This window comes from Marinomonas sp. UCMA 3892 (assembly GCF_012726345.1).
Taxonomy (GTDB): domain Bacteria; phylum Pseudomonadota; class Gammaproteobacteria; order Pseudomonadales; family Marinomonadaceae; genus Marinomonas.
In genome coordinates, this window is record NZ_PTXN01000005.1 from 145,506 (window position 1) to 158,283 (window position 12,778).

The window sequence follows — 12,778 nt, forward strand, 5'->3', positions numbered from 1 at the left end:
GATGCTGCGCCCTTTTTTTATTGGAGATATCCAAATGACTCTTTCATTGCGCGCTCGGATCCTGAGCGTCAGCATTCTCGCAGTCGTTATTACGACAACTTACTTAGTCACAGAAACAACACTCTCTTTGACTCAGCAAATGCGCGATTCGTTATTAAAAGATGTTCGTCATTTTTCAAAAGCCTATGGCGATAACGCCAGTGAGTGGCTAAACAGCCGAAAAGTCATCGCGGCCTCTCTTGCGACCACATTAGAACGAGCACCTGATCAATCACCTTATATTGCCATTAAACAAGCTTATGACAGCGGCCAATTTGCCCTAACCTATTACGGTAATAACGACGGCAAAATGTATCGTCAAGACCCAGATTTAGACGCAAAACGCCCAGGTTACGATCCTCGTCAAAAAAGCTGGTATACAGAAGCCATGAGCATTGGTGAAGCCAGCACCCTTGGACCAAATCTAAGTTCCACCACAAAAGAACTGGTTATTATCTTAACCAATCCTGTGACTAAAAATGGCCAAAAATTCGGTATGGTTGGTGCAAACCTAAGTTTGAATCAATTATCTAAACAGGTAGCAGAACTTGATATTCCAGGTTCGGGCTCTGCCATGATGGTGTCATCTAACAACGATATTATTGCGCATGCAGACAAAAATATGGTGATGACAAAGGCCGAAGCTATTTCGCCTATTTTTGCGCCTAAACTCCTATCAAAGCTAGCAAGAGAAGATAAGCTGGTAGAAGAAACCTTAGATGGGAATGAAGTCTTTGCCTACGCTCAAAATATCCCCAACACGGATTGGACCTTAGTTTTCACCATGGATAAAAGTGAACTAATGGCCCCTGTTTATGCGGTATTAGTTCGTCAAACTATCACAGCCTTGGCTCTATTGGCCGCCTTTAGTTGTTTCTTATATTGGTTGTTTAAAGTGCTTTTTAGCGACTTAATTCGAGTATCCAAAGCCTTGCAGGATATATCCAAGGGCAAAGGTGATTTACGTGCTCGTATAGAAGTAAAACGAGATGACGAAATTGGCATCCTGGCACAAGGTTTTAACGACTTTGTTAGCCATATGCACGGCGTTGTCGAACGTCTAAAAGTACTGTCTAAAGATGTAGCGGACGAAGCGCATAACGTCTCGAATTCCTCTACTCAAAGCGCTTCTCGTGTAGCCACACAACAACAAGAAATTGACATGGTTGCTTCTGCTGTCACTGAAATGGCGGCCGCAACTCACGAAATCGCAGGCAATGCAGAACAAACCGCAAAAGCCGCTAGCCACTCGGTGGAACTTGGTCAAAAAGGCAGCACACAAGTGCAAAAGAGCCGTAACTCAACTTACCAGCTGGCCAACGAAGTGAGCCTTGCCACTGAGCAAATTTCAGCTCTGGACCACCATGCTCAACAAATCAGCGGTATTTTATCAACCATTACAGGCATCGCAGAGCAGACCAACTTGCTGGCACTAAACGCCGCTATCGAAGCAGCTCGTGCTGGTGAACATGGTCGTGGGTTTGCCGTGGTTGCCGATGAAGTACGTACCTTGTCACAACGTACTCACTCTTCTACAGAAGAAATTCAAAAGATGATTGAGTTATTACAAGAACAAACATCAAAAGCCGTTACCTCGATGCAAAACAGCAGCATTAAAGCCCAAACCAGTGTGGCCGATGCCGATGCTGCAACAGAAAGCCTTGAAGAGATTGCTAATGCCATCATCAGCATTTCAGACATGGCAACACAAATTGCCACCGCAGCAGAAGAGCAAACGGCTGTAACTAATGAAATTAGCCAAAACAGCGAGATCATTCGCCAAGTGGCAGCTGATTTAGCTGATGAAAGCAAAACAGGTGTAGAGCAATCGAAACGACTTAGCCAACTCGCTAAACAAGTCGACACAGAAGTCGGCCAGTTCCAAATATAAATTCTAATCACTAAAAAAGCTGGACTGAACTATTTTCAGAAAGAGATAGTTCCAGATCAAAATAACAAAAGCCCCGCTGCAAAACGGGGCTTTTTTACAACGAAAGCTCGCGATAATAGAAACATCATCAAGAACCTTTTAAAAATTTAAGCAAAAAAAAGTGATGACTCAAAAATGAGACATCACCAAAAAAAGGGAAGTACAGAATGAATCTTTAGCGATTTAAAGAAACATCACCCTAAAAAAGGGCTACTGACGCTACTTAAAAAATAGAAAAAACTACAAAGTAAGATAGAGAACAGGTTCATTGTCGAGTCTGGTAAAGCTTTACCAAACTCGCGAAATCCAAAAGGTTTGAAGGGAGTCCATTCGATAGATTAGACGATATATTTAAGATCTAAAGGCCTTCAACAGGACCTCATAATAAAAAGAAAAATGACTCAAAACAATGCACACAAGGCATCATGAACATTCTTATCTCGTTCAAGCGTTTGTGTGTAAATTGATGAAAATTTGCAAAAAACTGTCATTAAAACATAACAAAAGATCACATAAAGCATATCTTTTATTCTTTATGTAATTCAAGAACCTATCGATTATGTTTACTTTAAAGATTGGATATCCGTTAACACCCATGCACTGTTATGCTGGGTAAAACCAATTTTAGGGTAATAATCTACCGCCTGAGGAGCAGACAAAAGAATTAAAGAACACTTAGGCTGCAACGCTTCCTTGGTCATTCGCACCAAGGTTTTACCAATACCAGATGCCTGCACAGACTCATCCACCGCCAAGTCCGATAAATAACAACAAAAGGCAAAATCCGTCACCGAACGAGACACCCCCACCAGAGCTTCCCCCTGCCATGCTGTAATCAACAAATTAGCATTTTCCAGCATCGCGTTTACGGTCTCTAAATTATCAATAGGACGACGCGCGCCCAGTGTAGTTTTCGACAGCAGCTCAATAAACTGAGCCGCCGTAATCGCCTGATTTACCTTATATGTAATAGCCAGTTCTGTGGATTGCTCAACGGACATTATTCAGACTCCTTTAAAGTTAGCTAGTGCTACGTCAAAGATATTATTTAGCATTTTTTCGTATAAACAATCCATTTTAAATTGGTTTTGTTTGTATAACTGTTTACTTAACCTTTCCTTGTCTTTAACACCTCAGGCTAGACCTCATTTCATCAAGGAAAACAGAAAATGACTTTTAAAAAACGACTCAGTATATTGCCCTTAATTATTAGTGCTACGGTGGCTAGCCAACAGCTTATTGCAAAAGACATCACCTTGCTCAACGTGTCTTATGACCCAACACGGGAACTTTATCAGGCGTTTAACCCACTATTTATCGACTATTGGAAGCAGCGTACTGGTGATGACGTAACGATCAAACAATCCCATGGTGGCGCAGGCAAACAAGCTCGTGCAGTGATTGATGGCCTGCAAGCTGATGTAGTGACGTTAGCATTGGCCTACGACATCGACGCGATTGCCGAAAAAACTGGCAACATAGATCCAAATTGGGAGAAAAAACTCCCCAACAACAGCGCGCCTTATACATCAACCATCGTTTTCTTAGTTCGAAAAGGCAATCCTAAAAACATCCAAGACTGGGACGATTTGGTCAAACCCGGTATCCAAGTCATCACACCGAACCCGAAATCCTCTGGAGGTGCTCGTTGGAATTATTTAGCGGCATGGGGCTACGCAGAAGAAAAGTACGGCAGTGAGGAAAAAGCCAAAGATTATATTAAACAGCTGTTTAAAAATGTCCCTGTGTTGGACAGCGGTGCTCGTGGCGCAACCAATACCTTTGTTCAACGTGGCATAGGCGATGTATTGCTAGCTTGGGAAAATGAAGCTTTTCTAGCCATTAATGAACTAGGCCCAGAACAATTTGAAATTATCGTGCCATCGGTATCTATCTTGGCGGAGCCGCCAGTTACTGTGGTAGATAAAATCGCTGAAAAACATGGCACAAAAGCCGTAGCAGAAGCTTATTTAGCCTATTTATATTCACCCAAAGCACAAGGTTTAGCGGCCAAACATTATTATCGTCCCGTCTTGCCAGCACTGGCAGATCCTGAGGACATCGCGCGTTTTCCAAACGTTAGAACGTTTACTATCAAAGAAAAATTCGGCAACTGGCAGCAAGCACAGAAAACTCATTTTAGTGATGGTGGGGAGTTTGACCAGATCTATACCGTTAAATAAAAGCCAATCGCCTTCTAACTTCTTAATCTCGTAACCATAAATGCAAAACGGACGCGTCATCAGCGTCCGTTTTGCATTTAACGTTTTACTTTTACGAGACCGTTGTACAAGAAAAGCTAAATCACTTTTCTTCATAAGCTTCCCATTTATTCTTAGTTCTGCTGCATAAACCATCTCCATAAACTACAGACTTTAGACATTCTGGAGTCAGTAATGAACACGCTTCGTCAATTTTCGGTGTTACCCGGATTTGGTTTATCTCTGGGTTACACCTTGGTGTATTTATCCCTCATTGTACTGGTTCCCATCAGCGCAATTTTTATCTTCACCAGTCAGTTAAGCCTGTCTGAATATTGGCAAGTCGTCACCTCACCTCGAGTGATGGCGTCGTATCAATTGTCATTTGGCACATCATTTTTAGCGGCTGCCATTAATGCCGTCTTCGGCGTGTTGCTGGCTTGGTGTTTAGTACGTTATTCCTTTCCCGGTAAACGCATCGTCGACGCCTTAATCGACTTGCCTTTTGCTTTGCCTACTGCGGTTGCTGGTATCGCCTTAACCGCTTTATACGCACAAAACGGTTGGCTTGGACAAATCATTGAAGGTTATTTTGGCATTAAGGTGGCTTTTACACCGATTGGTATTTTGATTGCGTTGGTGTTTATCGGCCTGCCTTTTGTGGTGAGAACAGTACAGCCCGTGTTGGAAGAAATTGATACCGAATTGGAAGAAGCCGCGTCAAGCCTAGGTGCGAGTCGTTGGCAAGCTTGTCACTATGTAGTTCTACCAGTCTTGTTACCCGCCATCATGACGGGCTTTGCCCTAGCTTTTGCCCGTGCGGTGGGCGAATACGGCTCGGTTATTTTTATTGCCGGTAACATTCCTATGGTGTCCGAAATCACGCCCTTAATGATCATCAGCAAGCTAGAGCAATACGACTACACAGGCGCGACAGCTATCGCTTCCGTCATGTTAATTGTGTCATTCATCTTATTGCTATTGATTAATTTATTGCAGTCATGGACAGCCAAACAAACAGGAAGGAACGCTTAAATGAGCACACTTGCTATACAAACGCACGCTTCACAAACAACACGTTTTGAAAAGAACGCCGCAACACGTGAACCCAACTGGGTAAAATACTTACTGCTAGGAATCTCATTAAGCTTCTTTGCGCTGTTTTTATTATTGCCGTTAATCGCTGTCTTCACTGAAGCCTTGCGCAAAGGATTAGAAACTTATTGGCTTGCATTTACGGATGCTGATGCCCTGTCCGCCATTGCTCTTACACTAACCGCCGCGCTGATATCAGTGCCGCTTAATCTGTTTTTTGGCGTGGCAGCCGCGTGGGCCATCACAAAATTTGAGTTTAGAGGTAAACAGATTTTAATCACCTTTATTGATCTGCCTTTTTCCATCTCGCCGGTCATTGTTGGTTTAAGTTTGGTATTGGTATTTGGTGTTCATGGTTGGTTTGGCGAATGGTTAATCGCCAACGACGTTAAGGTTATTTTCGCCTTACCGGGCATTGTGCTGGCCACCATATTTGTGACCTTTCCATTTGTCGCGCGGGAACTGATTCCACTCATGCAAGCACAAGGCAAAGAGGAAGAAGAAGCAGCCATTGTGCTGGGTGCGAAAGGCTGGCAAACCTTTTGGTACGTGACCTTACCGAATATCAAATGGGGCCTGTTGTATGGCGTAATTCTCTGTAACGCCAGAGCCATGGGTGAGTTCGGCGCGGTATCCGTTGTGTCTGGTCATATTCGTGGCGAAACCAACACCCTGCCCTTACATGTGGAAATTCTTTACAACGAATACAACTTCTCGGCGGCTTTCGCAGTGGCGTCTTTATTGGCTTTATTAGCCTTGCTGACCTTGGTCATCAAAAGCTATGTCGAACATAAAATCAGCAAAAGAACGAATGGATAATAGGTGATATATGAGCATCAACGTAAATAACATACACAAGCAATTTGGCGAATTTACCGCCCTTAACGATATATCACTGGACTTTCCATCAGGCGAATTAGTGGCGTTACTTGGGCCATCTGGCTGCGGCAAAACCACGTTATTACGAATAATTGCCGGATTAGAACAAGCCGATCATGGTGATATTATTTTGGACGGAGAAAACGCCTCAAACACGCATGTAAGAGATCGTCAGGTCGGTTTTGTTTTCCAGCATTATGCTTTATTCAAGCACATGACGATTTTCGACAATGTCGCCTTTGGTTTAAGAATGAAGCCTAAAGCACAACGTCCGTCTGAGTCAAAAATACGCGAAAAAGTACTCAGCTTATTGCACCTTGTACAATTAGATTGGCTGGCTGACCGTTTCCCTGCACAACTATCTGGCGGCCAGCGTCAGCGTATCGCCTTGGCGAGAGCCTTAGCAGTAGAACCACGTGTATTGCTACTAGATGAACCCTTTGGCGCCTTAGATGCAAAAGTACGAAAAGAGCTACGCCGTTGGTTGCGAAAACTCCATGACGAGCTGCATATCACCTCTATTTTTGTCACCCATGACCAAGAAGAAGCCTTAGAAGTCGCTGATCGAGTGGTCTTAATGGATCACGGCAAAGTAGAACAAGTCGGCACACCAGAAGCGGTTTACAATCACCCACAGACGCCGTTTGTCTACAGTTTTTTAGGTTCGGTGAACGTATTTCATGGCCGCGCAGAGCAAGAGCACTTACAAGTTGGTAATGAACAATTGCGCCACCATAATGAGCCTTATGGGTATGCCGAAGATGTATTTGCCTTTGCCAGACCCCATGAATTAAAAATCGTCGATAATAACCATCACGAAGGCGTATCTGCACGAATAAGCCGTGTATTATCCTTTGGTATCGAAACCAAAGTAGAACTAGACGGTCTCAACGAAAGTTCGGGACAACATTACGAGGTACATTTGTCTCAGCAACAACGAAAAACTCAACCTCTACACATTGGACAAATGGTCAAATTGGTTCCCTCGGCTTTAGCGCTCTTCCCAAGAGAACTAGAAACATCAGCACAAGCCCAACGACTTAGCGAACAACAAGGATAACGACCAGTGAATTTTCAGCAATTACGTATTTTGCGAGAAACCGTCAGACAGGATTTCAATCTGACGGAGGCGGCCAACCACCTTTTCACGTCGCAATCGGGTGTTTCTAAACACATCAAAGATTTAGAAGACGAGCTAGGAGTTGAGCTGTTTGTTAGAAAAGGCAAACGACTGCTCGGACTCACCGAGCCGGGTAAAGAATTAATCAAAATTGCCGAGCGGATTCTGTTGGATGCCAACAACATCAAAAACTTAGCAGATCACTATCGCGACAACGACAGTGGCGAACTCACCATCGCCACTACTCACACTCAAGCGCGATATATCCTACCTGCGGTAATCACCTTATTTAAGCAAAAGTACCCAAAAGTCCATTTGAAGTTACATCAAGGTAGTCCAAGCGAAATTGCCAAGCTGTTACTCGCCGGCGAAGCCGACATTGGCATTGCCACAGAGACACTGGGCGACATCGCCGAATTGGCGAGCTTCCCTTACTATCAATGGACGCACACCGTCGTCGTGCCCAAAGATCACCCATTGAATCAGCATCCACAACCACTGACATTAAAAGCCATCAACGCTTATCCGATAGTGACCTATCACGATGGGTTTACTGGTCGAGCCAATATCGAAAAAGCCTTTCGGCATGCGGGAGAAAAACCGAATATCGACATGTCAGCGTTAGATGCGGACGTCATCAAATCGTATGTGGAATTGGGCATGGGCGTGGGGATTATTGCTTCCGTCGCCTACGATGAAAAACGCGATACAGATCTGGTTATATTACCATCACAACATTTATTCGAACCGAGCTGGAGTAAAATTGGCTTACGCCGAGGGCATTATTTACGCCAATACGCCTATGACTTCATTCATTTATGCGCAGACAGCTTAACCACCGACGTGATAAATGCAGAGATAAAGCCCGAATAGCTAACGCCCCTTTAAATTAGTGCTCAGCCGACAAGACTCGCAGCGCTACACCAGCGGCTGAAGTACGATTTTCGACACCAAGTTTTGGAAAAATTTGCTCTAGATGCTTGTTAACTGTACGCGGGCTCATTTCGAGAATTTCCGCGATTTCTCGGTTGGTTTTACCGTTGGCGATCCAATGCAAGACTTCTGACTCGCGATCAGTTAGATCCAGTTCTTTCTTTAGTAAAGCAGGGCCCGTCGGTTTATCGCCATCTTCCAACCTTAACAGCACTTCTTTTTGCTCGGTGACGCCCATCATTTTCAGTGCCAGAGGATATTCCAAACCGCTAAGTTTCAACAGGTTACCCACCACAGGTTGATGAGCTAACCAAAGACGTATTTGCAAGGCCAGTTCCGTAGCTTGCCATTCTGTGCTGGCGCGTGCTTTGGCAAGCAAGGCATAAGTTTGCGGCGTTGCCCAAGCAATTTCCCCTGCATAGGTTGTCGTCATTAAATACTGTCCCATACTATCAAGTGCTGATTGTGCATTGTTGCTCAAACGAGCATTAGACAAGTGCACACGCATGCGAGCAATAAGCTCATTAGGTTGAATTGGCTTAGTGAGATAATCCACTCCACCTGCTTCTAAACCGCGCACAATATCATCGGTATCACTCAAACCTGTCATAAAAATAACCGGAATCGACGCCAAGCTTTGGTCGGCTTTTAGCGCTCGACAGGTTTCAAAACCATCCATATTCGGCATGATGGCATCGAGCAAAATAATGTCAGGACGAATCCGTCGGGCGATGGTTAAGGCTTGTTTTCCTTCAAGGGCGACAAGCACATCCATATTAGCCGCTTCCAAGGTGTCATGAATTAGGCTCAACGCATCTGGTGAGTCGTCGACCACTAATACAATGTCACTTTTATTGCTTGGGGTTATCATCACTGGTTCCACTTTATAGAGCTCATTATGAAGAATGTTGCTGTATATACTGAGCAATCGCATCGAACTGAAAACTTTGATACAAGCTCTCTAATTGCTGCAAATGCCTCGGAGCAATCACGTCTGTTTTAGCCAACTGGTCCAACACGCCACGCACGCCTTTTTTGTAACCCATTTCCGCGAACGCCATCAACTCGCGCACACTTTCATGGTCTGGAATGGCGACTGGTTGTTGCCCATCTAACACGATCTGATCCGTTTTTTCACTGCTGCTCGAAAGCTTCTCAATAGCAATCGGGACAACTAAATCAGAGTCTGTTTCTTGATACACCCAATCCAGCACCAGCCAGTTTTTAATCGCATCTAACAAAGCACTGTTGTTCACCGGTTTGACTAAATACTGATTAAACGCCGCTTGCTCGTCAGGCTTACGTTGATTTTCTTTGGCATCGGCAGACAACATAATAATCGGGGTGCTGTAAGCGCGATCTCGTAACAGCTTAGCCAAGCTCAAACCATCCATTCCGGGCATCGACACATCTAAGACAAATAAATCTGGTGAGCAGGACTCTAGCTCATCCAAGCAGCTTTCAGCATCGGCGGCTTCCAACACATTAAAACCAAGCGGCACGAGAATATCAGACAACAAACCACGCACCACAGGATCATCATCCACCACCATCAGAGTACGCTGATAGCCACGATAACTCACGATGCGTTTGTATTCATAAGATAATTGGACTCCCCCAACTCCTAGAGCTGGGTTAATATTTTGGCTCTCACACACAAAATATTATGGAGTCCAACATGCACAATATAATCACAGGTGTTGATTTAGCAAAAGAAGAAATTCAAGTTTGCGTCTCTAAACGCAACAAGGTGCAGTCTAATCAGGCAATGACACCGTCACAATTTACTTCTTGGTTGGCTTCCTCAAAATCTATGACGATTGTATTTGAGGCATGCAGCACATCAAATTATTGGAAGCAATCTGCATTGAAATATGGGCATGACGCTCAAATTATTTCTGCCAAACTGGTTGCCACGGTGAGACAAAATCAAAAAACGGATAAAAATGATGCTTTGGCTGTTGCTCAGGCAGCTCAACTTTTAGACGTTTCATTTATCAACGGTAAATCAAAAGAACAGCAAGAGCTGCAAACCTTAGTTCGATTACGAGAACTTGCTGTAAAACATAAAGTTGCCATGCAAAATCAAATTAAGTCATTGTTATTAGAGTTTAATATTAGGGTATCACCCAGCCAAGGTGGCTTAAACGGCGTCGTTCAATCGGTTCTGGAAGATGCTGAAAATGGCTTTTCGATGGTTTTTCGCCAAGCATTACATATGGCGTGGCAACAACTTTTGCTCTGTATTGAATCGATACAGCAGTATGATTTGTGCCTAGAAAAAGCAGCAAACCAACATCCAGCTTGTAAAGCGTTACAAGCTATCGAAGGTGTTGGCCCATTGAACGCCATTAATCTTTATATTGCTCTAGGCTGTGGGGAAATGGGGACCTTTAATAAAGGTCGAGATGCTTCTGCTTGTATTGGCTTAACCCCCATCCAACATTCTTCAGGGGGAAAAGTGAAATTGGGCTCTATCGGTAAGCATGTTAAAAACAGTAGCATTCGAAGTTGCTTAGTCAGTGGTGCGATGGCGGCGGTTAATCAAGCGACTAAACGTCCTGCAAAAACGAAAAAAGACTTATGGATACAGCAAATGGTTGAGCGCAAAGGAAAACGGTGTGCTGCTGTCGCGTTAGCCAACAAAACGGTACGAACGGCCTTTGCTATGTTGGCAAATGGTACAGAATATAAAGCAGAGCTTTTGGCTGTTTAAAAGAGTTGTTAAACAACAATAATGCTCAATAAAAGATGAAAATCAGCTTGTTTAGTCAGTGCTTCGCTTAGAGCCGTTAGCTCGTCCATGAGATTTGACAACAAGTTCGCGTAAATATCATAGAGCCTGGGATAGCTTCCCCAATTAGAGCTCGTACATAAGCACGCATTTATTCTTTAATTGATCTTTAATGTTGTTGACAAGGGGGAGTCCACATAAGCGAAGCGTGATGTGCCTAAACATGTTTAATTTTTATCTGATCCTAATTGTTAAAAATTGATTCTTTAAAGGTTTCCTTTCACCTTGGTGACTATAGCAAGTAGTCAAACAATTACGGTCGTTGCTTTCGCACATCATTCTAGAAAACCCGGCTACTGGCTCGATAGACTCACCCCATAACCATGGCGAGAGCGTGAGCGTTATTTAAAGCAGTCAAACTTTATACTATTTCTCAATTTTGAAAATAAATGTATTAGCTTCTTTAAAGACAGCGCCAGCAAATTGAGTAATGTGTTTAATTTTCATCTGACCCTAATATCCCAACATAAAACCCGTGAACAGGTTTTGTTGGATGGAGAGTAAAAGCGTAGGGCACCATGAGCGGAGTGTGATGCGCCGTTGGGCATTATGGTCAGACAAATAAGTTTAATTATTATCTGGGGTAATTACTCCAAAAACTTCAAGGCTCACTTTTGATTTATAACGCCGCGTTAAACGGCAGACAAAGTTGTGATGCTTTTGTGCGATAATTTGCGAAGCAAATGCACAAAAGTAGCGCAGCTTTGGCTGTCCAGTGTAGGGCCGAAGGCCCGGAACGAGTTTGAACGCTTTGTTATGTGTTTTTGACATAGCCGAAAACCCAAGACAGTACGAATATAACCAAAAACACTGGTAGAAAAGCAAACGCACCCAACGAAAACCAATAGCCCCAATACACTACGCCCTCACAATGTATTTCACATTGGGAGTTGTGCTGCCAAGATACATACATTATTAAAGAGCCAGCAATAAGCCCAAATAGTGCACTGACAATGAGACGAGACTTATTTGCAGCTATGTGACTCTTTATACTCATGAATCAATAGGGTCAGAGTGTTTGATTTTTGGCCTGCTCACGAAATTTCTCCGATTTTCTGTCACCACCACGATTAGCTGGCTCTATTCGTCTATTAACCTGAGTTTCAATTTCTCGCTTAAAACGCTCACTACCCAAAACCCATGCTTTATTCGTTGCCGTTCTAATCAACTCTATAGTGTTGTCTGATAGATAGTCATCAAACAATCTAACATACCGTTGAAGCCTTTTAGTATTGCTTTCACCTAATTTTATGTATCGTTCATGTGGCGTGAGCAACTCGATAACTTTCCCAACTCCATTAGCTTGATAACTCGACCAAGGGTATTCTGCTGGATGCTCTACCATGCCTGCTCTCACAGGATTCATCTCAATATAACGCATTACCGTTAATAAATAATTATCACTATCGACAATGGTTGATCTATACCGTCCTTCCCATAAAGAGCCTGTTCGTTGATAGTTTTTATTGATGTATAAAACATAATAACGCCCTATCGATTGCATCATCTTACTGATGGCACCCTCATGTTCGGTCGAAACTAATAAATGAACATGATTCGTCATCAAGACATACGCATGAACGCTTACTTCATATTGCTTGGAGAAGTCTTTGAGTTTAGCTAAATAAACGGTGTAATCTTCATCAGAAAAGAAAATAGCTTGACGATTGTTACCCCGTTGAATGAGATGCTGGGGACAACCTTTGATAAACAATCTTGGTAAACGTGCCATAAGCAATCCTTGCTAGAATAAATATCGAATTAATTTAATCCCTTTATTTAAAATC

Annotated in this window: 11 protein-coding genes; 7 read left to right on the forward strand and 4 right to left on the reverse strand. The window is 43.3% G+C overall.

Annotation, left to right across the window (positions count from 1 at the left end):
• The first annotated feature begins 34 nt into the window (after nt 1-34).
• Entirely contained in the window at nt 35-1,930 is a 1,896-nt protein-coding gene (locus tag B6N13_RS08505; protein WP_169459074.1) for a methyl-accepting chemotaxis protein, read from the forward strand.
• Between the two features lie 602 nt (nt 1,931-2,532).
• Here B6N13_RS08505 and B6N13_RS08510 read toward each other — a convergent pair.
• On the reverse strand, nt 2,533-2,970 hold the full coding sequence (locus B6N13_RS08510) for a GNAT family N-acetyltransferase (protein WP_012068686.1): 438 nt from the start codon (nt 2,968-2,970) through the stop codon (nt 2,533-2,535).
• A gap of 168 nt (nt 2,971-3,138) precedes the next feature.
• Between B6N13_RS08510 and B6N13_RS08515 the strand changes: the two genes are divergently transcribed.
• From B6N13_RS08515 to B6N13_RS08535, 5 genes are all read left to right on the forward strand, one after another.
• Nucleotides 3,139-4,152: a sulfate ABC transporter substrate-binding protein gene (locus B6N13_RS08515; protein WP_012068685.1), complete on the forward strand. Its 1,014-nt coding sequence runs from the start codon at nt 3,139-3,141 to the stop codon at nt 4,150-4,152.
• A 213-nt stretch (nt 4,153-4,365) separates the two neighbouring features.
• Entirely contained in the window at nt 4,366-5,205 is an 840-nt protein-coding gene (cysT, locus tag B6N13_RS08520; RefSeq protein WP_012068684.1) for a sulfate ABC transporter permease subunit CysT, read from the forward strand.
• Nucleotides 5,206-6,084 carry a sulfate ABC transporter permease subunit CysW gene (gene cysW / locus B6N13_RS08525; RefSeq protein WP_169459075.1) on the forward strand — a complete coding sequence of 293 codons (879 nt, stop codon included), beginning with the start codon at nt 5,206-5,208 and terminating at the stop codon, nt 6,082-6,084. It begins immediately after the preceding gene.
• Between the two features lie 10 nt (nt 6,085-6,094).
• A complete protein-coding gene (gene cysA, locus B6N13_RS08530) occupies nt 6,095-7,204 on the forward strand; it encodes a sulfate ABC transporter ATP-binding protein (protein WP_169459076.1) in 1,110 nt (369 codons plus the stop codon).
• Nucleotides 7,205-7,210: 6 nt separating this feature from the next.
• A complete protein-coding gene (locus B6N13_RS08535; RefSeq protein WP_169459077.1) occupies nt 7,211-8,137 on the forward strand; it encodes a CysB family HTH-type transcriptional regulator in 927 nt (308 codons plus the stop codon).
• A 16-nt stretch (nt 8,138-8,153) separates the two neighbouring features.
• On the opposite strand, the gene B6N13_RS08540 is transcribed toward B6N13_RS08535, so the two are convergent.
• Together B6N13_RS08540 and B6N13_RS08545 are read right to left on the reverse strand one after the other, a co-directional pair.
• Complete coding sequence (locus B6N13_RS08540) at nt 8,154-9,068, reverse strand: response regulator transcription factor (RefSeq protein WP_169459078.1); 915 nt, start codon at nt 9,066-9,068, stop codon at nt 8,154-8,156.
• A 25-nt stretch (nt 9,069-9,093) separates the two neighbouring features.
• Nucleotides 9,094-9,855: a response regulator gene (locus B6N13_RS08545; protein WP_348981531.1), complete on the reverse strand. Its 762-nt coding sequence runs from the start codon at nt 9,853-9,855 to the stop codon at nt 9,094-9,096.
• Between the two features lie 20 nt (nt 9,856-9,875).
• Here B6N13_RS08545 and B6N13_RS08550 point away from each other — a divergent pair, with 20 nt between their 5' ends.
• A complete protein-coding gene (locus B6N13_RS08550) occupies nt 9,876-10,913 on the forward strand; it encodes an IS110 family transposase (RefSeq protein WP_169459079.1) in 1,038 nt (345 codons plus the stop codon).
• 1,087 nt (nt 10,914-12,000) lie between these two features.
• Here the strand turns inward: B6N13_RS08550 and B6N13_RS08555 are convergent.
• Nucleotides 12,001-12,723 (reverse strand): transposase, encoded by a 723-nt coding sequence (locus tag B6N13_RS08555; protein ID WP_169459080.1) that lies wholly within the window; start codon nt 12,721-12,723, stop codon nt 12,001-12,003.
• Nucleotides 12,724-12,778 lie beyond the last annotated feature (55 nt).